Here is a 21618-nt window from a genome sequence, read left to right as displayed (position 1 = left end):
CAGGAGCAGTAAATGGCATTAGCTAACTGGCATTAAATTCCCTCTGAATTCTGCATTTAGAGGTGGTTTGGGTATATAATGCGGGCTCTTAAACCAGATAGCGCAGCCGCGCCAAGAGATGACCATGATTAATAATGATATTTTGCGCCGTTTGCGCTTCGTGTTTGATTTTAGCAATGCAAAAATGATTAAAATTTTTGCCAAAGCTGGAAGAGAAGTGCCTGTCGAAGAGATGATTGATCTTCTACGTAAAGAAGAGGAAGAAGGTTATAAAGCTTGTAACGACACGACCTTATGTCAATTTTTAGATGGTCTTATTATCGAGAAGCGCGGTCTACGTGAAGGTGCTGAAATTCCAGCGCCCGTTTCACGTTTAAACAACAACCTCATCTTCAAAAAGCTGAGAGTTGCCCTCGAAATGCGTGAAGAAGACATAGTTGCTGCTCTGGCTTTAGCCGAAGTGCAAATGTCAAAATCAGAACTTAGCGCCCTGTTCCGCAACCCGGATCACAAGAATTTTAAAGAGTGTGGCGATCAAATTCTGCGCAATTTTATCCGCGGTTTATCACTTAAGTATCGCGGCGCATAAGGTTAAGCATTCGCTCATAATATCAAACGCAGCCAAGGCTGCGTTTTTTATGGCTGATTTTCTATAAACAAGACAGTAATAATTCCATCTGAATAACCTCAGAATTCCTGTTTAAAACAATTGGCTTTTTTACTGCTGCAAAAAAAACCACAAATACCTCGCTCCACGGACAACAAAGATCACATTTCATGATAACCTTACGTGACTTACAGCACGTATTGACCACTTAAACAATAACTCAAAAGGTTACCCATGGACGATAATAAACGCCCCCTCTATCTTCCGTTTGCAGGACCCGCCATTCTTGAAGCCCCACTGATTAACAAGGGCAGTGCATTTTCTGAAGAAGAGCGTATTTTCTTTAACCTCGAAGGCTTAGTTCCCTATGCCATTGAAACGATTGAGGAGCAGGCTTCCCGCGCCTACGATCAATTTAGAAGTTTCAATAACGACTTAGACAAGCATATTTACCTACGTAATATTCAAGACACTAACGAGACCTTATTTTATCGTTTAGTGCAAAATAACATCAGCGAGATGATGCCCATCATCTATACGCCGACGGTAGGTTTGGCTTGTGAGCGCTTCTCGAAAAACTATCGCCGCAACCGTGGTTTGTTCATCTCCTATCCAAACAAAGATAGGATCGATGACATTCTCAATAACTCGACTCGCCAAAAAGTTAAAATTATCGTAGTTACTGATGGTGAACGTATTTTAGGCCTTGGCGATCAAGGTATTGGCGGCATGGGGATCCCTATCGGTAAGCTGTCACTCTACACTAGCTGTGGCGGCATCAGTCCAGCTTACACTCTGCCCATTACCTTAGACGTGGGCACAGATAATCCGCAGTTGTTAGAAGATCCTATGTATATGGGCTGGCGCCATCCACGCATCGGCGGCGAAGAATACACTGCGTTTATCGAAGCCTTTATGCAAGCTGTCCACGTTCGTTGGCCAGATACGTTGATCCAATTCGAAGACTTTGCCCAAAAGAATGCCATGCCGATCCTAGAGCGTTATAAGGATCGCTATTGCTGCTTTAACGATGATATTCAAGGTACTGCTGCGGTTGCCGTAGGTTGCTTGCTCGCCGCCTGTAAGGCTGCGGGCACAGAATTGAATCAACAACGTATCGCCTTCCTCGGTGCTGGTAGCGCAGGTTGTGGTATCGCCGAAGCTATCGTGGCGCAAATGGTGTCAGAAGGGATCAGCGATGAGCAAGCTCGCAGCCAAGTATGTATGGTTGACCGTTGGGGTTTATTGCTAGACAACATGCCTAACCTGTTGCCATTCCAGCAAAAATTAGCTCAGAAATGTACGAAGATCCAAAACTGGATCAACTTCAGCGACAATATTTCGCTGCTCGATGTGGTTAACAACGCTAAGCCAACTGTCCTCATTGGGGTATCTGGCGTTCCAGGACTCTTCACCGAAGAAATCATCCGTGCTATGCACAGCCATTGTGCTCGCCCGATTATTTTCCCTATGTCGAATCCAACCAGCCGCGTAGAAGCGACACCAAAGGACATTTTGCATTGGACCTCAGGTCAAGCACTCGTCGCTACGGGTAGCCCGTTTGAGCCTGTTGTCGTCGATGGTGAAACCTTTGAGATTGCCCAGTGCAACAACAGCTTTATCTTCCCAGGCATTGGCTTAGGAGTATTAGCTTCCGGCGCGCGCCATGTGTCCGATGCCATGTTAATGGCCTCAAGCCGTGCACTAGCCGAATGTTCGCCACTGGCAATTGACGGTACAGGTCCACTATTGCCTAAATTGGAAGATATCCATGCGGTGAGTAAGCACATCGCTTTCGCCGTGGGTAAAGTAGCGATAGAGCAAGGTTTAACTCTGCCAATGAGCGATGAGATTTTGCAACAGTCAATTGAAGGTAATTTCTGGAAACCAGAATACCGCCGTTACAAGCGTACGTCATTCTAAGGTTTTATCTTACTAGTTGAATGATATGCTAAAAAGCCCGCCATTGTTAAGTGACGGGCTTTTTCATTTCAGGCGCAATTTTCATTTCAATACAAAACTAAGGTGCCATAACCTGTTTAAAGCTATTGAGCATAGAACGATCGGTGCGCGCTTTTTTCAATTTACGCAGGCTTTCCTTCAAGGATTCATCGGCTAACCGAGTAAAAATACCATTGTATTCCTTCTCTTTGATGGCTTCGTCCGTATCGGCTTGCTCTGAAATCTCTTGGGCAACACGACTTAATTGCAGCCAAGCGTTAGCCATGTAAAAACCATGAAACTCCGCCTGTAGCATCAAATTACGTGCACTGGCAGGTAAAGCATCCCAAGCTTGGCTAAATTTAGTTTCCCTGTCTTCCAGTAACTCGGCACATAGGCTTTGGTAAGCCGCCAATAAACTCTCTGGCAATTTTTCCATGGGGAGTACTTTATTGGCGACATTGTAAGAAATTTGCTCCGCGATTTCGCGATAAGCATCTGATAATTCAATCATAAAAACTCTCTAATCTATGCAGTAATCACTGACCATAACTAAAACTGGCGGCGAAGATAAACTAAAAATACCATTGCCTCTAAAGGCGTCATGATGATGCCCTGATGTTTAAGGCGATGTTTATACCTCGATCGCCAGCTGAATGCAAAATTGCTATATATCAGTGTAATAAGCTGGCAAAAAGCTAATGGTTAGAGCTATGCTAAAATAATGATTAACTAATGGTTTCAACAAAAACAGGAATATTCGACTTTGCCACACCCGTTACGATATTTACCTATCACTCTATTATTGTTTTTACTGGCCTTGAGTTCCGTGATGGCCAGCGAAAAAAGTCAGGCCGATAAAATATTCGAAAAATTCGACCGTGGCGAACCAATGACTCGCGAAGTGATCGAAGAAAATCTTAAATTACTGAGCCAATTGATCCCAAGCCATGATGTTATCCGAACTGAAAAACTCCAACTATTAAAGTGCTGGGATCAATCCGTTGAAAGTGATAATCAAGTTAAATTGGCACTTGAAAATACGACCAAGGCGTTAGCGAGTATACCTAAAACGGCCTCCCCCCATTATGTGACTGATCTGACCCTTTGCCATTCGTGGTTGTTGGAACAAAGTGGCGATATTCATGGCGCTATGGAAGGTTACAATAAAAGTGTGACAAGAGCCTATCAGCAGGAAGATCTTAAGCTGATCGCCGACTCACGGAGTTTACGTGGGGCACTGTATTCCTATATTGGCGATTTTTCTTCGGCATTGGACGATCTTGTCACCGCACAAAATCTTTATGAATCACTCAATTTAACTGGCTGGGCAAATATCAACCTTGCGGGTATTGCAGGGAGCTTTAGACGTTATGGCGATCCCCAAAGTGCGATTAGCTATTACACTAAACTCAAAGAAATTTATGTCAAAAATAATAATCAAGAACTCGCGATTAGTGTCACCTCTGACATAGGCTTAGCCTTAGATGAACTGGGTGAACATCAACAGGCTATCGATAACTACTTAATCAGCTATAACTATTTCAAGGAACATCAGCAAGAAGCTGTAGCTGCCGTTCTAGCGACAAATATCGCTTTCAGTTTAATCAAATTAGATCGTCTTTCTGAAGCAGAAGGTTATTTAGCCAAAGCCGCTCCAATAATTGATGAAAAAGATCCACCGGCCTACAGTTTTATGAAGTTATTTATGGCTGAACTGAAATTTAAGCAAGGGATCTATGCCGAAGCACTAAAGGAGCTCACTCAGGGAGAACAGGTATTCCGTAAGCTTCAAAATGATCGAGGACTGCTTCAACTACTATATCTTAAGAGTGATATATATTTTGCAATTAATAACTTACCAGCAGCTTATCAAGCGCTTCAGGAGTTTGTGACTTTAACTAAACAGGTTGATGGCAATTATCTTTCACATCACACAACAGAATTAAAGGTCAAGTTTAGTACCAATCGTATAGAGTCTGAGAATAAACAATTGATTGAAAACCAAAATCTTAAGGAGCAGGAACTCACTCTCCTTGAAAAGAACAAATCACTACAACTTATTATTTTATTGTTAACGGGATGCATACTCGCCATTGTCTCTGTATTTGCCTATAAACAAGTGCACAGAAATCGCCAGCTACAAATCATCGCCCTAACGGATTATTTAACTCAACTACCTAACCGTCGGCATATCTACGATCAAGCAAACCAATATTTCCAGCAAGCCTTAAAGCAACGAACCCCTTTTTCATTGATTATTTTTGATGCGGATCATTTTAAGCAAATCAACGATAACTTTGGTCATGAAATCGGTGATAACGCTCTTATCACGATCGCGAATGCCACGAATGCATTAATAGGTAATAAAGATCTCATTGGTCGTATCGGAGGGGAAGAGTTTTTAATTATTTTACCTAATACCAATGCAGAACGTGCCTTAACCCTTGTCAATGAGCTTCAAACCCATATCGCACATTTTAGTGCCAAAGAGTTACCTTCGACGCTTAGACTCACGGTTAGCGCAGGTGTTGCTACCTTTGATGCTAGCAATCATAACGCCTTGTCTCAGGATAAAGACTTTGCCAGTCTGTTGAAACGAGCTGATGCCGCCCTTTACGAAGCGAAGAACGCAGGAAGAAATTGCGTTAAAGTCGCTGAATAAATAAGTGCTCCTAATTATGCCTGTACCTGCCACGCTAAGCCGAGCTCAATACCGTTTCAAAGGATATACCTTTAAAAAGCCATGTCTTTTAGTTAACTCGTCGCGATCAACCTAAAACTGGTATCATATTGCCACCTAACGATGTCATTTCAGTATGTCCATGTCGCCCAGTATTCATCCTAAGCCCAATTATCCCGATGCAATTATGCTCTCTCGACTTGCACAGCAAATTAAAAGCTGGGGAAAAGCACTGGGATTTGCACAGGTTGGCATTTGTGATACCGACTTAACCCGTCAAGAGATTGAACTCCAAGCATGGCTGGACAAAGGTTATCATGGCGAAATGGCCTATATGGCAAGCCACGGCATGATGCGTGCTCGCCCACATGAACTACATCCAGGTACAGTAAGAGTCATATCGGTGCGTATGGATTATTTGCCACCAGAAGCTGGCTTTGCGACAAATCTGACCGACCCAAACTTAGGGTATATTTCCCGTTATGCCGGAGGAAGGGATTATCATAAATTGATCCGTTCTCGCTTAAAAAAGCTTGGGGATCAAATAAGTGCAGAGTTAGTCACCCTCGGCTACGATGTTGCAGACTTTCGACCTTTTGTCGATTCGGCTCCGGTTCTCGAACGCCCATTAGCTGAAAAAGCCGGTATTGGCTGGACAGGCAAACACTCGCTCATCCTTAACCATGATTCAGGAAGTTGGTTCTTTTTAGGTGAACTCTTTATTAATCTACCTGTGCCCGTTGATATTCCTATTCAGGAAGCTTGTAACACGTGCGTAGCCTGTATCACCTCCTGCCCTACGGGCGCAATTGTAGAACCTTATATCGTCGATAGTAGGCGTTGTATTTCCTATCTCACTATTGAGTTACAAGGCGCTATTCCCGAAGAATTTAGACCACTTATGGGTAATAGAATTTATGGCTGCGATGATTGTCAGCTTGTATGTCCGGTCAATCGCCAAGCACCACTGACGGAAGAAGCAGACTTTCATATTCGCCCGACATTAAAGCAGCCTGATCTACTTAGCTTATTTGCTTGGACTGAGACCCAGTTTCTGAAACAAACCGAAGGGAGTGCTATTCGCCGAATTGGGCATAAACGCTGGTTACGTAATATCGCCGTGGCACTCGGTAATGCACCAGCAAGTCCGGTGATCCTAGAGGCATTAGCTGCTCGCCAAGAAAGTGCAGAAGTGGATGAAATGGTACGGGAGCATATTCAGTGGGCAATCGATGCACAGCAATCACGTCTTGCTGCCAGCAGCACAATAGTGCAACAAAAAGCACGTCGTAAAACAGCGCGAATAGTACGGATTATTGAAAAGGGTCTACCCCGCGATGCCTAAAACCTCAAGAATACTTAAGGTAAATCAATCGCACACCTTTGGAATCTAGAAAACAAAAAACCTACTGCGAACAGTAGGTTTTTTTCAATCAATATCTATTGGGATTTAGAAGTCGTAACGTACACCGATAGAAACTACGTCATCTTCGATCAGATCTTGTTTCACGCCAGCTTGTGTGAAATCACCTTCATAATGTGCATAGTGTCCATATAACAGTGTTGATTTAACTAAACGATAATCAGCACCGATAATGAATTGATCAACGTTAACATCATCCAAATCTACAGTCATATTGCTAGTAATACCTGATGCATTTTTGAAGTAGCTACCGAAACCAGCTTCGTCTTTACCATATTCCGCTTTCAGGTTTATACCCATTGGTAGTTTGTAGGCTACGTTAACGAAGTATGAGTTACCATCACGGTTATCATTTGTAATGCTCTCGGCATTTTGGAATAAACCGCCAACAGTAAAGTCACCAAGCTTGACCTGAGCAACACCACGGTAAGCATCTACGCCACCGATAGCACTGTTATAAGCTGCGGCTAAATAATAGTTTTGCGCTTTAAATGCTTTATCACCTAAAGTCACACTTAAAGCATACATGCTATCTGAAGTTGTGGCTGTAGCTTCATAGTTATCATCAAATAAATAGGTAGCATTAATGGTAACTAAATCAGCAATTTTTGGTGAATAGTACCATACACCGTCACCACTACGAACTTGGGCGCTCACTAAGCGGTCGATATCAGCGTTAGTATTACCGAATAAGTCTACGTTACCTTCAGCTTGCTTAAATACGGTATCATTACGACCCGCGAACACTGTACCAGCGGCAGTTTTAAAACCTAAGAATGTATTACGAGCGGTGAATGTATTACCAGTGTTATTGGTGTTATCAACACCAAACTCCATTTGGTATACAATGTCTACGCCGTCGGCAACTTTTTCAGAACCCTTTACACCTAACCATGAGAAGTTGTTCTCAAGATAAGTGCCACTTTCTCCAACGGTAGAACCTTTAGTACTGCCTTGTAGGGTAGTGCTTGAATCTGTAGTGGTCACTCCTAGATCAAAACGACCATAGAAGCTTGGGCCTTCGGCTAGCGCACCGAATGAAGCCAATGCCAATACTGATGCAACTGATGCAGAGATGAATGTCTTTTTCATGTTTTGTGCTCCCTCGAACCTAAGTTCTTATCCATTTTTCATGGTTTTTGTGTGGTTTTAAACATTTGCTACTAGTATCAGTAACAAAGTTGCCGCCGATTTTTACAGTTTTACGACTTGCAGGCTGTGTCGTAGATCAAGTTTTTGGCTGTCCTTGCCCTTATTCAGACTTTTTTAGGATATTCCTACATACCTCGATCACAATTTGACATGAAAGCAGTAAAACACCATTTATCACTTACTACTTAAGAGGTAGAACAGACGCGTAGGCCTAAGTGAGTTGGCGACGCTAACTGTAGCATATACTAATGTTGTAGCAAGTTTGTCATAAAGCAGGCTTATGAGTGTTTTTTGGCTATAGGTGGGTAAAAAAAGTGATAGAAACTGCTTTTTTTACCCAAAATACAGTTTTAAAATACTAAGTAATTTATTTAAAAATCAACACGTAAACCTACTGTAAATACAATATCATCTAAGTCCTGTTTCGCATCAGATAGCATAAGGTCACCATCGAAGCGAGTGTCGTGACCATAGACCATAGTCTTAGTAAAAAGACGATAATCGGCACCCACACTGAACTTGAGATGTTGTGCGGCAGAGTTTGCATAGACAGAACAAAACAAAATGTGATCTAGATCAAAATTACCTAAAATCACATTATTTTCAACATACTGTTTTACATATCAAAAACACTCTTTTGATGCTTTTAACCTATAACATTATCAGACTATTCAACAGAAGCCCTTTTGTTACATTTAATTGATATCCATACCTTGATAATGTCCCTATGCAAGCTCGGAGATTGATTTCGATTTTTATGCTAAATCGTTTAGAATCCATGGCGCATTTTTAGTTGTACTGCACAGTACCTGTATCTTGGCTCCAACTGAGCCCTGATAGGGAACAAGCTTTTTCAAGTCTATAGAAGGTAAGTATTTATGACTGAAGCCTATCAGAATCGCTTTAGTGGAATTGGCCGTTTGTACGGACAAAAGGCATTAGCAAAATTTGCGCGTTCCCATGTGGTAGTGATTGGTATCGGTGGCGTAGGTACGTGGGCCGCAGAAGCTTTAGCTCGTAGTGGCATAGGACAAATTAGCTTAATTGATCTAGATGATATCTGCGTCACTAACATCAATCGCCAAATCCACGCACTCACCTCGACTGTTGGCGGATCGAAAGTCGCAGTGATGGCACAACGGATCCGTGAGATTAATCCAGATTGTCAAGTTAATGAAATTGAAGACTTTATCACTATTGATAACCTAGGTGACTATTTGCTTGGCACTAAAGAGGGTGGCAATATCGATTACGTTGTCGATTGTATTGATGCCGTGAAACAAAAAGCGGCCCTCATTGCTTGGTGTAAACGTCAAAAGATTAAGATAGTGACTGTGGGTGGTGCGGGAGGTCAAACGGATCCAACCCAAATTCAACTGACGGATCTCGCTAAAACTTACCAAGATCCTCTGCTGGCTAAAGTGCGTAACATTTTACGCCGCGAATATAATTTCTCTAAAAATGTACAACGTCGGTTTGCTATAGACGCAGTATTTTCCAGTGAACAGTTAGTCTATCCCCAAACGGATGGTTCGGTTTGTAGTACTAAGGCAACGGCCGATGGCAGTATGCGAATGGATTGTGCCTCTGGTTTTGGTGCTGTGACTATGGTGACTGGCACCTTTGGTTTTGTGGCTGTAAGTCGCGTACTGGCGAGACTGGCACAAATCGCCAACGGATAGAATGCTGTTTGTATAGAAATTAAAGATGTATAGCGTTGAAACCCCACAACCCAGCCTGTGGGGTTTTTATCTTCATCCTAGTATTGACTAATCTGTATTGAATCGCATTGAACAAAAGGAAAACGGATGTTGAACTGCGCGCCACCTAATGATGAATCCGCTTGGTAACTCATAGTGCCATTAAGTAAGGTTGCGGTATTAAATGCCGCCGATAACCCCAACCCTGTCCCGCCCTTACTTCTACTTGTCGTAAAAAAAGGTTCGAACATGTGCTCTGCGACTTCAGGCGGTATTTTTATCCCATTGTTTTGTATGCTTACATGGACAAATCCCTCATCAATACCTGCATCAATTTGAATAAGGTTATCCTGCACAAGGGCACCTTCCCGAGTTTGAAATGCATGGGTAAACGCATTAGAGAGAATATTGCTAACCATTTGATTAAGTAAACTTATATTAGTTTTTATATTGAGTTTAGGTTCAACGAGTATAGAAGCTTTAACCTCAAGATTTGGATGCATAAGCAATGACGATTCAAAGATCTCATTAAGTTGCTCGTTTAAGTTAAAGCATTGATGTTCTTCTTGGCTACGATCAATCGCAACCGTCTTGAATTTTTGGATCAAGCTGCTCGCTTTAGTGATATTGCGTACAATAAGTTCACAGCTCTGTTGGTATTCATCCAAAATGGCATTGATTTCATCCAGCGTCGCTTGTTCGCTATGGATCAGTTCAATAAGCTCATCTATATGGCTGAGCTGTGCACTCGCGGCAGTAAGACAAATACCGATGGGTGTGTTTATTTCATGGGCGACACCTGAAACTAATCCCCCCAATGCCGCCATTTTTTCTTGTTCAACTAATACCTGCTGCGCCCGTTTTAATGCAGCGAGGGATTGTTCTAATTCTTGAGTTCTTTCTTTTACCTGCCTTGCAAGTTCTTCTTTATAACTGCGTTCAAGTTTAAGCAGTCGTTCTCTATCCTCTAAGGCCGTTTGCAACTCAGCTTTAGAGTTTTTAAGGGCGCCAAAGGAATTCCTTAGTTGGTTCTGCATGCTATTGATAGCATCGGCAACCTGCTTAAACTCATCAGCTTTTTCTTTTCGATCAAATTGAAGGGGCTCATATTCAGCGTCAAGATTGATCCGTTTACAATAATTACTCAATTTATCGAGATGTTTGGCTATGTTGTACCACACCAAGAAAAGAATAAATCCAGCAACTAAGAAGGTTTTAATCCCATTAGATAACAGAATAAGAATTGCTTTGTTGTAGAGGCGCTGATAAATCGCATCCATATCGACTTGCACTTCTAGCATCCCAACATTGATATTTTCAATGGGGGATTTGTAGACTAAAGGAAAGATTCTATCGAGGGATTGCTCAGATTTTTGCGTACCTGAGCTCCAAGACTGACCACTGTCGTCTTTGATCGAAATGTAGTTAATATCAGGTAATTGAATCAATCCATTTAACTGGGTATTAATCAGCCGCTCATCAATAACCCAAACACTTGCCGCTAACACATCTAAGTTGGCTTTCTCAAGGTTGGAGAAAACTCTATCGATGCGCTGAACATCACCTTGGTAATCATTTACGAGTTGGTAGGCTGTAGTAACTAACGTGATCAGTGAACTAAAGAGGACGATAGACAGGGTAAGATGCCTACCTATTGGACTTTTGATAAATTGGCTAAAGAATGTCAGCATCTTAAATTTTCTATACAGAATAGCGATTTGAGATGTTTATAAGCATAGACCCGATGCCTTGAATTGTGCATTTTATCCACCAGAAAAATCCATCAAATGTGATCCCATATATGGCATTGAATTTGCTTATTAGTCAATAAGTTCAATTTTCTGTCACTGGGATAATGCTATGTTAAAACTCAAACTTGATTCAGTTAAGTTCTTTAACCCTAAAAAAATGATGTTCAAAATCATGCTGTGGTTGATGGTGAGTTGTGTCGTTTTATTATCTATTCCACCCAATGCGTTAGAAATACTGGCTCTCGATAAATTTGTGCCGGAAAACGCCCATTTTGTGGGTTTAGGGCTCATTATTTCTATTGCCTATTTTTTAAGTCGATTGTTGAACTTAGGTTTGGATGAATCCATTCGCCATTTGAGTGATAAACGTATTATCGAAACTATAGAGGCTAAAGTGAATTTGCTTGACCGCGCTGAACGGGCACTCTTACGTGAGTTCTTCTTGCAAGGTGCCACTATTTTGACTCTGCCGCAAAATGAACCTGCTGTGAAAAGTCTGCTAAACGCCTGTATTTTAGAAAACCTAGGTAATGAACGTCATTACGCCATTCAAGGCCCAACAGCCGACTATAAAATTGCAATGAAAGCGCGCATATATTTGAATCGCGATGTGTTACGTCTACCTGCCGGTGAGCCAAGCCAAGAGGAAATGCAGCATTTGATCAAAGCAAGACCGCAATTTTTAAATGGCCTAGTGCAAAATCGCAAGCACGCTATCTAGAGCGTATCGACGTTTGAGGGTTATTTTTACAGCGATTTGACTCTTTTTATGATGAGCAGCTCGTCACTTATTTAGCATAACTACACTTAGTTTCTCGTTTCGCGGGCACAACCTTGCCTGAGTGGACAAAATTTAATCTCAAAACGTCAACTCTCTAATAAAGGATGAAGCTTAAATTTGAATAAGGTTTAAGGCTGGCATAAAAAAATGGGGGCATTTAAGGCCCCCATAATATTTTGCAATTTAAACAAAGAACATAATAAACAATGGAAGCAAAAACTACGGCTGTTGTGCTGACTTCACAATGAACATCCAAGTGATATACGAAATTATCCCTATTGTGCTAAAGATAACAATCATTGAAAGTAAGCCAATAGGGTTACCAAACATTAAATCTAACCAAAATGCCATGACTGAGATCCTCGTTCCAGTGAAGTCCCCTCTAAACTAGCTTCCCTTATTCAAGCAAACACTGATCCGGATCAATAAAAAACCAAGATGGGCATACAAAACGCTAATCATCAGCATAACTATGTGATGCAAATCAAATTTTACCAAAGGAGTATTTAGTCATAGATCAAGGTATTGACTTTGTTTCTTGTCGCGATAGCGGTTAGGATTAACTATCTGAATCACCAAGATGCTAAAGAGATTGGTTCTGGTGCTTAAATTGACTCATTTCCGCAAAACCAGACCCCATTTTTGAAGGAGCCAAAAATGACAAAAACAACGGTTCAAAGGAGCACGATAGTGTATCGTTCAATCTTCGCCCCCCTGCTGCTACTCATTTATCCCCTCTATTGTCTAATCATAGAGCAACGCATTATTGCCACACTCTGCTTACTTGTACTGGCGGCAATATTATTTTTTTATATCCATAAACTGTTTAACAACCTAAGCAAACTTGAAGATGCAGCCCATCATCTAGGAGATGGGGATTTAAGTTATCAGTTAGATGAAAAAGATGCCGGCGTATTTATCAAGGTTGTGCATAGTATCAACCGCATGGGTGAAGACGTCAGTCGAACTATTTTATCTTTGTCAGATACTTGCGAAGGGATGAAAAAAGTTGCCTCGGATATCAAAATCATCAGTGAACAGGCAAAGCAAGGTGTATTAGAGCAAGAACATCAAACTGAGCTAGCCGCGACAGCAATAACACAAATGGTTTCAACGGTACAAGCAGTCTCACAAAATGCGGTTAGTACTGCCAAAGCTGCCGATATCGCTCAAAACTCAGCGAAACATAGCGATCAAATCATGGCGGGCATTGTCGATAAAGTTAATGGCATTACCCAACAACTCCATGAAACTAAAACTGTTATTGAACGCCTAGCAACAGATACTAATAACATCAGTAGCATTATCGAAACCATTTCCCAAGTAGCACAGCAAACAAATCTGCTCGCTTTAAATGCTGCTATTGAAAGTGCTAGAGCGGGTGAGCATGGCCGTGGCTTTGCCATTGTCGCAGATGAAGTACGAAACCTAGCACTAAGAACATCCGAAGCCACAGTCGAGATCCAACAGCAAATTGCAGGATTACAAAAAGGTGCCCATAAAGGGCTTGAGGTCATGTTGAACAACGTCATTATCGCAGATGAAACAGCACTGATGGTAAGCCAAGCGCATCACGCCCTCAGTGATATCGCTGTTCAAGTTGATACTATTACAGATATGTCTCACCAAATCGCTACAGCTTCAGAGGAACAATATACGGTTGCCGAGGAGATAAATAAAAATATTAACGCCATGGCAAAGCTGGCTCTAAACAATGCACGCCGTACAAATAACACGAATTTATCGAGTCTTAAGGTTTATAACATGTCACAGGAAATAGGCTCGCTGCTGCAGCGATTCCATGTGGATGAAGCACTATTTAATTCGAACCAAGCATTAAGTAAGTTATTTGTAAAATGGGGGCCGGAACTTGATATAGGTATGCCTGAAATTAACCGACAACACCAAAGATTAGTCTCACTTATCAATGAATTGCACAGAACTTTAAGTGAAGATTATGGCCTAGAAGCGATAAAACGCATAGTACAAGGATTGGTGGATTACACTGCAAATCATTTTTCCTATGAAGAAGAGCTATTTGAGCGTTTTGGTTATCCTCAAAGTACAAGCCATAAAGAAAAACACGGGCAACTTGTTGGCCAAGTTCTTGATTTTCAGAAACGTGTAGGAAAAGGAGAAGATGTTGCCGATGAATTAATGTCTTTTTTAAAATCTTGGCTGGTTAACCATATTCAAAAAAGTGATAAGGAATATACGCAATTTTTACTCTCCCATGGTGCTGAATAATCTCAAGAGCATGATTTTTGAGCGGTTAAATCTAATTTGTACGTTTGTCTAGGTAAAAGGCTTGCCATTGTCATAGGCAAAGGTATAATTCCCAGCACTTAGAGATAGCCAGCTTTTTGTTGTTTCTAAATAAAATTTAGTTATGCCAGTGTGGTGAAATTGGTAGACACACGGGATTCAAAATCCCGCGCCCTTAAAAGCGTGCCGGTTCGACTCCGGCCACTGGTACCAATCCTTCTAATGAGGGATTAAAACCGACCTAGTGTCGGTTTTTTTGTGCCTGAAATTTGGCAAAAAATATATGTTAAGTCAGGGTTTAACTGACTTTTTCTGTCGATATTTACTGTACCATCGTAAGCATTAATTGAGTTAACTTATTAAAATATATAAAAAAGCCACCGAGATGGAATAGCTTCAGTGGCCTTTAATATACAAAATCATTAGATGTTAAGTAATGGCTCTCCACCCTCACCTAATTCAACACTATCAACCCGCTGCAAGCCACGAGGTAATTTAGCCCCACGGCGACCACGTTCCCCACGATAATGCTCAAGATCACTCGATTTTAAGGTCAGTTTTCGCTTACCCGCCCACAGGGTAACCGAGGTATCACTCGGCACTAGTTGCAGGTGCGTCATTATCTCATCACGGCTCTTTGCACGTTCTGAGGGGATGCCGATAATCTTATTGCCTTTACCCTTAGATAATTGTGGTAAGGCTGCAAGCGAGAACAGCAACATACGGCCTTCATTGGTGATCGCTAACAGTGACATCTCTTTAGTACGGTCGATCAACTTAGGCGTCAATGATTTAGCGTTTGTCGGTAGACTCAGCAAGGCCTTACCCGCCTTATTGCGCGACACCATATCGTTGTAGGTACAAATAAAACCATAACCCGCATCAGTGGCTAACAGGTAACATTGCTCCTCTTCACCCATGAGCACGTGTTGCATCGTTTCACCAGGTGCCATATTAAAGCGGGTGGTGATTGGCTCACCTTGGCTACGGGCCGATGGCAGAGTATGGCTATCTGTCGCAAATGCCCGCCCAGAAGAGTCAATAAATACGGCGGCCTGATTGCTGCGCCCCATGGCACTACACAGATATTGATCGCCTGCCTTATAGGATAAGGATAGCGGATCGATATCATGCCCCTTAGCACAGCGCACCCAGCCTTTTTCCGACAAGACAACCGTCACTGCTTCTGTCGGAGTCAGCTCTTGTTCTGTTAATGCCTTGGACTCATGACGCAATACGATTGGCGAGCGACGATTATCGCCATAGGTTTCAGCATCTTGAATTAATTCTTTCTTGATCAAGGTCTTTAACCGCCGCTCAGAACCCAATAACTGTTCCAACTTTTCGCGCTCGGCTTCGAGTTCATTCTGCTCGGCGGTGATCTTAAATTCTTCTAACTTAGCTAAATGGCGTAATTTTAATTCGAGGATCGATTCGGCTTGTTTATCACTGAGTGAAAAACGGGCCATTAACTCGACTTTTGGTTCATCGTGGAAACGAATGATTTCAATCACTTCATCGATATTGAGGAAAGCGATCATCAAAGCTTCGAGTATGTGTAACCGCGATACCACCTTATCTAGACGATATTCAAGCCGGCGTTTAACCGTATCAACGCGGAACTCCAGCCACTCAGTTAATAGGGTTTTCAGCCCTTTGACTCGCGGACGTCCATCGAGCCCGAGTACGTTGAGATTAACCCTAAAGCTCTTTTCTAAATCTGTGGTGGCAAATAAATGTGCCATTAGCTGATCACAATCGACACGGTTTGAACGTGGCACCACCACTAAACGCACTGGATTCTCATGATCCGACTCATCGCGTAAATCGGCCACCATAGGCAATTTCTTCGCCTGCATTTGACCTGCGATTTGCTCTAAAATCTTGCCGCTACTGGCTTGATGTGGCAAAGCGGTGATAATAATTTCACCGCCATCGACACTGTAAACCGCCCGCGCTCGCAATGAACCACGACCCGATTCATAAATTTTCGCAATATCGGCAGACGGGGTAATAATTTCGGCTTCAGTCGGATAATCTGGCCCAGGCACATAACTCATCAATTGCTCGAGTTCGAGCTTTGGATCATCGAGCAAGGCCACGCAGGCAGAGACTAATTCTCTGACGTTATGGGGAGGAATATCCGTCGCCATTCCCACAGCAATACCCGTAATACCATTGAGTAAAATATGCGGTAAACGAGCAGGCAATACTTTGGGTTCTTTTAATGTTCCGTCAAAGTTTGCGCCCCACTCAACAGTGCCTTGACCCAGTTCACTGAGCAACACTTCGGAAAACTTAGATAAACGCGCCTCGGTGTAACGCATAGCTGCAAATGACTTAGGATCATCGGGCGCCCCCCAGTTACCTTGTCCATCAACTAAGGGATATCGATAGGAAAATGGCTGCGCCATCAACACCATGGCCTCATAACAGGCACTATCACCATGGGGATGGTACTTACCTAATACGTCACCCACAGTACGGGCTGATTTTTTATGCTTAGACTGAGCCGATAAACCTAGCTCACTCATGGCGTAAATAATTCGGCGCTGTACTGGTTTAAGCCCATCACCGATATGCGGTAAGGCCCTGTCCATAATGACGTACATGGAATAGTTCAGATAAGCCTCTTCGGTAAAGCGCCGCAGCGGCATTTGCTCTACCCCATCTAGGCTTAACTCGATTGCGTCACTCATTTTCTTCTAGTTCCTGTGGTTCTTCAGTACTATCGCCACCTTTAAAGAACAAGCGATACACATTACCTTTTAAATCATCTGATATATACATAACCCCATCATCGGCTGATAACAGCGCATAGGGGCGAGCAACGGGAAATTCCCCGTCAAGAAAACTGACTACGGTTTCACGACTCACAACCTGTTGATTTTCAATCTTAAGCATTACCACTTGATAACCGACTTTGCTCGAGCGGTTCCAGGAACCATTTTCGGCAATAAACAGTTGATTGTGGAACATTTCTGGAAATTGAACACCACGATAAAAAGCCAGCCCTGTCGGTGCTACGTGGGCAGGTAACTCATAAATAGGAACGGTAATTTTTAAATTTTTAGGCTTTTCGTAGGCTGGCTCAACGACGGATGTGGCATGTAAATAGGGGAAACCATAGTGGCTTCCAATAGAATCAACACGGTTGATTTCATCGGGGGGTAAATTATCCCCCATCCAATCTCGCCCTTGATCGGCAAACCACAACTTACCGTCTATGGGCGACCAATCAAACCCAGTAGCATCACGCACACCAGAGACTATCTGCTCATTTGCCCCGGTATCTACATTGATAGCTATTATGCTGCTATAGGGTGTTGCTGCCTCACACACATTACAGGGCGCACCGATAGAAATATAAAGACGACCATCGGGACCAAAATTCATTGATCTGGTACTTTTTTTATCCGACCCAGGCAGATCACTGTAGATTTCTTTCGGGCGACTAGGGCGACGCAGGCGCTGCTCTATATCGATAAAGCGCATAATTCGATGCTCAGTCGCAACGAAAAGATCGCCATTGTAAAAGGCTATCGCCTCAGGGGATTTTAAGCCTTTTGCAATGACATAACGCTTATCCACTCGACCATCTTGGTTACTATCGACCAACGCGTGGATAGTGCCGCTTTTATTGGAGCCCACAAATAAAGTGCCATTTGATCCCATAGCTATCTGTTTGGCATCACCCAAATCAGAGGCATAAAGGGATAAGCCAAATCCCTTAGAAACGGTAATCATGACCGACTGAGACGCCGCTACTGCACTGTGAAAGGGGAGTAAAGTCACAGATGTGAGTAGAATAATATAGGCTGAGAACACCTTTAAACAATTATAATTATTAGTTTTTATATACAACATTGTAGTTTCTTTATGCCTATGTTTTATCGTTATCGGCAATAATGCACAACATTAAAGTAAAGCCATGTCACCCTTATCTTCGAGCCAAGATTTACGATCCGGAGAACGTTTCTTCGCGAGCAACATATCCATTAAAGAATCGGTTTCTTCCACATCATCTATAGTCAACTGTACTAAACGACGGGTGTTAGGATCCATCGTTGTTTCCCGAAGCTGTAATGGATTCATCTCTCCCAAGCCCTTAAAGCGCGTAACTTGAACTTTTCCTTTTTTATTTTCTGCGCTGATACGGTCGAGAATACCTTCTTTTTCAGCCTCGTCTAAGGCGTAGTATACGTCTTTACCTATATCGATACGAAATAGTGGCGGCATAGCAATATACACATGACCCTGTTCGACCAATATACGGTAATGCTTCAAAAATAGCGCACAGAGTAAAGTGGCAATATGCAACCCATCGGAGTCCGCATCCGCCAGAATACAAATCTTGCCATAACGCAACTCTGAAATATCACTGCAATCGGGGTCACAGCCAATAGCGACTGAAATATCATGCACTTCTTGAGAAGCCAATACTTGAGAAGCGTCAACTTCCCAAGTATTAAGAATTTTACCACGCAGTGGCATAATCGCTTGAAACTCACGATCCCGAGCTTGCTTAGCGCTACCACCAGCAGAGTCCCCTTCTACAAGGAACAATTCCCCGCGCATAGGATCTTGCCCGCTACAATCCGTCAACTTACCCGGTAATGCGGGGCCTGAAGTCACCTTTTTTCGTGCTACTTTTTTTGCAGCCTTAAGGCGACGCTGGGCATTGTTAATACATAATTCGGCTAAAGACTCGGCTAATTCCGTATTCGAATTTAACCAGAGTGAAAAAGCATCACGCACTATACCTGAAACAAAAGCCGAGCATTGGCGACTGGAAAGTTTTTCTTTAGTTTGCCCTGCAAACTGTGGATCTTGTATCTTAACCGACAGAATAAACGCCGCTCTGTCCCAAATATCTTCTGGTGATAATTTAATTCCACGGGGGATCAAATTACGGAACTCACAGAACTCCCGCATAGATTCGAGCAAACCTTGACGAAACCCGTTCACATGGGTGCCACCAAGTGGCGTAGGAATAAGGTTTACATAACTCTCGTTGATGGATTCGCCACCCTCAGGCAACCAAGTGATCGCCCAATCGGCCGCTTCAATTTGCCCCTTAAAACAGCCGACAAAAGGCTCCTCTGGTAACATCAAGTTATCGCCAATAGCAGCCTTGAGATAATCGGTTAAACCGCTTTCGTAAAACCATTCATGGACTTCATTGGTCTGCTTATTGGTGAACTTTATCCGCAATCCAGGGCATAGTACGGCTTTAGCTCGCAACAGATAAATGAGTTTTGAGTTGGAGAAATTTGCAGAGTCAAAATAGCTCGCATCGGGCCAAAAATGCACTCGCGTACCCGTATTACGGCGACCACAGGTACCAGTGGTTTTTAACTCTTCGACCTTAAAACCATTTTCAAAGGCAATATCATAAACTTGACCATCACGACGAACCGTCACTTCAACACGACGCGATAACGCATTTACAACCGAAATACCAACCCCATGTAAACCACCGGAGAACTGGTAATTTTTATTGGAGAACTTTCCCCCCGCATGCAATTTTGTGAGGATGAGCTCAACCCCTGGAATGCCTTCTTCGGGATGAATATCCACGGGCATTCCACGGCCATCGTCAGTGACTTCAAGGGAGTTATCTGGGTGTAAAACAACTTCAATTTTGGTTGCATGACCCGCTAAGGCCTCATCAACGCTGTTATCTATGACCTCTTGACCTAAATGGTTAGGTCTAGAGGTATCGGTATACATACCTGGACGGCGTTTAACGGGATCGAGTCCGTTAAGGACTTCAATGGCGTCAGAGGTGTATTGATTCGTCATAGTGTCCGCTATAAATTGTTATATCCGGCCATGTTGCGGCTCTGGATGTCGGTTTGTCAAGGTAAGTGTAAAAATTGGCTTATAGTTTGCAGATAGTGCTCGTAACCCACAAAACTGTGATCTCCAGCCGCTTCAATCCGCAATTGGCAATGGTGATATTTACTCAGTGCTTCACGGTAATCGAGCACTTCATCGCCACTTTGCAATAGTACCAAAAAACGATCGGGATTGCGGATAACTGGCGTATTAAATTCAGCGACTTCAATCTTATGTTCAGGTAATACTTGGTAGTTTTCTCCTGTATAAGGATTAAACTGTGGCCCCATGAACTCATTAAACAACTCAAAGGGTTTTACCGCAGGGTTAACTAATACCGCTCGGCCACCATAATGCTCAGCGAAATAACTGGCGAAATACCCACCCAATGATGAACCAATATAGGTGAGTGGTTCATTAGTCTTTAATGCCGCTTCCACATATTCCAGCAGAAGTGCCATTGCGGCCTTAGGAGTATTAGGTAATTGGGGTTGATGAAAGATGACTGACGGATGATGCTGCGCCACGTATTGCGCAGTCATTACCGCTTTATCAGAAAAAGGTGAACTGTTGAACCCGTGAATATAAAGCAGCATAGTTCCTCAAGCTGCGGTCACTCGCATTAATAACCGCTGGAATCATTATCGGGGAAAAAGTGGTTACCCGGTACGCGATATACATTGGTGCCGATGCTACCATCGGCCTTCAACTCCAGCAAACGATAACCGGGTTGCAAGGCATCCAAGGCAAAATAAGGCGATAAAGGCTTAAATTGGATACATGTAGAAGGCGTCGCCATAAGCTGTAGCGCACCATGCGGCCCTTCATAGTGGGTATCAATTCGCTGATGCACATGCCCCCAGAGCAATCCCTTAACTTGAGGATACATAGCAACACGCTTTAAAAACTCCGCGCCATTATCCATACAATGTTGATCTAACCAAGTACAGTTAACCAAAATCGGATTATGGTGCATCACCAGTAAAGTGTAATATTCGGGGTGCGCTGCAATGGCCTCTTCGATAAGCTCGAACTGGCTCTGGGCCATATTACCACCGGGTTTTCCTCGAACAGTGGAATCCAACATTAAAATTTGCCACTTGCCAGCGAGGATACGCTGTTGACCAAAAATCTGCTCACCTTGCATATGCAAATACATAATACGAGGATCATCATGATTTCCCGGAAGATAATGACAAGGCAAACCTACCGGCGTAACAGCTTTAACAAACTGTTGGTAAGACTCAGCCGAATAATCTTGGCTTAAATCCCCCGTTGCTAACATTATGTGTGCAGGATAATCGACCGCCCTAATAGTATTAAGCACACCAGCAAAACTTTTGCTGGTGTTAACTCCCAAAAGCTGAGCCTCAGGATCGGCAAAAAGGTGCGGATCGGTGACCTGCACTATGCGCACACTTTCTCCTTCAGCTATGGAGTAAGAGACTGCCTCTTTCAGCACATTGAATACCCA

General features: G+C 42.9%; 16 protein-coding genes, 1 tRNA gene and 1 pseudogene. 8 read left to right on the top strand and 10 right to left on the bottom strand.

Translation table 11 applies throughout. From position 1 onward, the window contains the following. The first annotated feature begins 124 nt into the window (after positions 1-124). Complete coding sequence (locus tag L2744_RS00480; RefSeq protein WP_248990198.1) at positions 125-589, top strand: YehS family protein; 465 nt, start codon at positions 125-127, stop codon at positions 587-589. A 252-nt stretch (positions 590-841) separates the two neighbouring features. Next, on the top strand, positions 842-2530 hold the full coding sequence (locus L2744_RS00475) for an NAD-dependent malic enzyme (RefSeq protein WP_248990197.1): 1689 nt from the start codon (positions 842-844) through the stop codon (positions 2528-2530). 97 nt (positions 2531-2627) lie between these two features. On the opposite strand, the gene L2744_RS00470 is transcribed toward L2744_RS00475, so the two are convergent. Then, complete coding sequence (locus tag L2744_RS00470; protein WP_248990196.1) at positions 2628-3062, bottom strand: DUF3069 domain-containing protein; 435 nt, start codon at positions 3060-3062, stop codon at positions 2628-2630. Between the two features lie 252 nt (positions 3063-3314). On the opposite strand from L2744_RS00470, the gene L2744_RS00465 reads away from it, so the two are divergent. Both L2744_RS00465 and queG read left to right on the top strand, forming a co-directional pair. Further along, complete coding sequence (locus L2744_RS00465) at positions 3315-5213, top strand: tetratricopeptide repeat-containing diguanylate cyclase (protein ID WP_248990195.1); 1899 nt, start codon at positions 3315-3317, stop codon at positions 5211-5213. A 160-nt stretch (positions 5214-5373) separates the two neighbouring features. Then, positions 5374-6576 carry a tRNA epoxyqueuosine(34) reductase QueG gene (gene queG, locus L2744_RS00460; RefSeq protein WP_248990194.1) on the top strand — a complete coding sequence of 401 codons (1203 nt, stop codon included), beginning with the start codon at positions 5374-5376 and terminating at the stop codon, positions 6574-6576. A 105-nt stretch (positions 6577-6681) separates the two neighbouring features. Here the strand turns inward: queG and L2744_RS00455 are convergent, their stop codons facing one another. Both L2744_RS00455 and L2744_RS00450 read right to left on the bottom strand, forming a co-directional pair. After that, a complete protein-coding gene (locus L2744_RS00455; protein WP_248990193.1) occupies positions 6682-7746 on the bottom strand; it encodes a porin in 1065 nt (354 codons plus the stop codon). 431 nt (positions 7747-8177) lie between these two features. Further along, positions 8178-8327, bottom strand: a pseudogene (locus tag L2744_RS00450) (porin); the annotation flags it as partial. Between the two features lie 357 nt (positions 8328-8684). On the opposite strand from L2744_RS00450, the gene tcdA reads away from it, so the two are divergent. Then, positions 8685-9488 carry a tRNA cyclic N6-threonylcarbamoyladenosine(37) synthase TcdA gene (gene tcdA / locus L2744_RS00445; RefSeq protein WP_248990191.1) on the top strand — a complete coding sequence of 268 codons (804 nt, stop codon included), beginning with the start codon at positions 8685-8687 and terminating at the stop codon, positions 9486-9488. A 77-nt stretch (positions 9489-9565) separates the two neighbouring features. On the opposite strand, the gene L2744_RS00440 is transcribed toward tcdA, so the two are convergent. Further along, on the bottom strand, positions 9566-11197 hold the full coding sequence (locus L2744_RS00440) for an ATP-binding protein (RefSeq protein ID WP_248990190.1): 1632 nt from the start codon (positions 11195-11197) through the stop codon (positions 9566-9568). Between the two features lie 169 nt (positions 11198-11366). Here L2744_RS00440 and L2744_RS00435 point away from each other — a divergent pair, with 169 nt between their 5' ends. Next, positions 11367-11978 carry a superinfection exclusion B family protein gene (locus L2744_RS00435; protein WP_248990189.1) on the top strand — a complete coding sequence of 204 codons (612 nt, stop codon included), beginning with the start codon at positions 11367-11369 and terminating at the stop codon, positions 11976-11978. Positions 11979-12257: 279 nt separating this feature from the next. On the opposite strand, the gene L2744_RS00430 is transcribed toward L2744_RS00435, so the two are convergent. Continuing rightward, the gene (locus L2744_RS00430) at positions 12258-12389 is read right to left on the bottom strand and encodes a DUF3149 domain-containing protein (protein ID WP_011790653.1); all 132 of its coding nucleotides are present in this window, start codon (positions 12387-12389) and stop codon (positions 12258-12260) included. A 306-nt stretch (positions 12390-12695) separates the two neighbouring features. Here L2744_RS00430 and L2744_RS00425 point away from each other — a divergent pair, with 306 nt between their 5' ends. Both L2744_RS00425 and L2744_RS00420 read left to right on the top strand, forming a co-directional pair. Next, on the top strand, positions 12696-14285 hold the full coding sequence (locus L2744_RS00425) for a bacteriohemerythrin (RefSeq protein WP_248990188.1): 1590 nt from the start codon (positions 12696-12698) through the stop codon (positions 14283-14285). A 144-nt stretch (positions 14286-14429) separates the two neighbouring features. Beyond that, positions 14430-14516 (top strand) — tRNA-Leu (locus L2744_RS00420). Positions 14517-14725: 209 nt separating this feature from the next. On the opposite strand, the gene parC is transcribed toward L2744_RS00420, so the two are convergent. The 5 genes from parC to cpdA are packed head-to-tail and all read right to left on the bottom strand — an operon-like array spanning position 14726 to position 21606. Next, complete coding sequence (parC, locus tag L2744_RS00415; RefSeq protein ID WP_248990187.1) at positions 14726-17002, bottom strand: DNA topoisomerase IV subunit A; 2277 nt, start codon at positions 17000-17002, stop codon at positions 14726-14728. Then, on the bottom strand, positions 16995-18170 hold the full coding sequence (locus L2744_RS00410; protein ID WP_248990186.1) for a PQQ-dependent sugar dehydrogenase: 1176 nt from the start codon (positions 18168-18170) through the stop codon (positions 16995-16997). The genes parC and L2744_RS00410 overlap by 8 nt, the downstream gene beginning before the upstream one ends. Positions 18171-18221: 51 nt before the next feature. Further along, complete coding sequence (gene parE / locus L2744_RS00405) at positions 18222-20108, bottom strand: DNA topoisomerase IV subunit B (RefSeq protein ID WP_248990185.1); 1887 nt, start codon at positions 20106-20108, stop codon at positions 18222-18224. Between the two features lie 56 nt (positions 20109-20164). Continuing rightward, positions 20165-20740, bottom strand: a complete 576-nt coding sequence (locus L2744_RS00400; protein ID WP_248990184.1) for a YqiA/YcfP family alpha/beta fold hydrolase — start codon at positions 20738-20740, stop codon at positions 20165-20167. A gap of 26 nt (positions 20741-20766) precedes the next feature. Then, positions 20767-21606: a 3',5'-cyclic-AMP phosphodiesterase gene (cpdA, locus tag L2744_RS00395; RefSeq protein WP_248990183.1), complete on the bottom strand. Its 840-nt coding sequence runs from the start codon at positions 21604-21606 to the stop codon at positions 20767-20769. Positions 21607-21618 lie beyond the last annotated feature (12 nt).

It is taken from the genome of Shewanella profunda (genome assembly GCF_023283765.1).
In the GTDB taxonomy this organism is placed as follows: Bacteria; Pseudomonadota; Gammaproteobacteria; order Enterobacterales; family Shewanellaceae; genus Shewanella; species Shewanella profunda.
The sequence above is the reverse complement of the archived record's forward strand: the minus strand, read 5'-3'. Positions and strand labels throughout refer to the sequence as shown.

What these genes read in the sequence shown, in the direction of transcription:
- L2744_RS00480 (WP_248990198.1), top strand. Translation starts at nt 125, where the DNA reads ATGATTAATAATGATATTTTGCGCCGTTTGCGCTTCGTGTTTGATTTT.
- L2744_RS00475 (WP_248990197.1), top strand. Translation starts at nt 842, where the DNA reads ATGGACGATAATAAACGCCCCCTCTATCTTCCGTTTGCAGGACCCGCC.
- L2744_RS00470 (WP_248990196.1), bottom strand. Translation starts at nt 3,062, where the DNA reads ATGATTGAATTATCAGATGCTTATCGCGAAATCGCGGAGCAAATTTCT.
- queG (WP_248990194.1), top strand. Translation starts at nt 5,374, where the DNA reads ATGTCGCCCAGTATTCATCCTAAGCCCAATTATCCCGATGCAATTATG.
- L2744_RS00455 (WP_248990193.1), bottom strand. Translation starts at nt 7,746, where the DNA reads ATGAAAAAGACATTCATCTCTGCATCAGTTGCATCAGTATTGGCATTG.
- tcdA (WP_248990191.1), top strand. Translation starts at nt 8,685, where the DNA reads ATGACTGAAGCCTATCAGAATCGCTTTAGTGGAATTGGCCGTTTGTAC.
- L2744_RS00440 (WP_248990190.1), bottom strand. Translation starts at nt 11,197, where the DNA reads ATGCTGACATTCTTTAGCCAATTTATCAAAAGTCCAATAGGTAGGCAT.
- L2744_RS00435 (WP_248990189.1), top strand. Translation starts at nt 11,367, where the DNA reads ATGTTAAAACTCAAACTTGATTCAGTTAAGTTCTTTAACCCTAAAAAA.
- L2744_RS00430 (WP_011790653.1), bottom strand. Translation starts at nt 12,389, where the DNA reads ATGGCATTTTGGTTAGATTTAATGTTTGGTAACCCTATTGGCTTACTT.
- L2744_RS00425 (WP_248990188.1), top strand. Translation starts at nt 12,696, where the DNA reads ATGACAAAAACAACGGTTCAAAGGAGCACGATAGTGTATCGTTCAATC.
- parC (WP_248990187.1), bottom strand. Translation starts at nt 17,002, where the DNA reads ATGAGTGACGCAATCGAGTTAAGCCTAGATGGGGTAGAGCAAATGCCG.
- L2744_RS00410 (WP_248990186.1), bottom strand. Translation starts at nt 18,170, where the DNA reads ATGTTGTATATAAAAACTAATAATTATAATTGTTTAAAGGTGTTCTCA.
- parE (WP_248990185.1), bottom strand. Translation starts at nt 20,108, where the DNA reads ATGACGAATCAATACACCTCTGACGCCATTGAAGTCCTTAACGGACTC.
- L2744_RS00400 (WP_248990184.1), bottom strand. Translation starts at nt 20,740, where the DNA reads ATGCTGCTTTATATTCACGGGTTCAACAGTTCACCTTTTTCTGATAAA.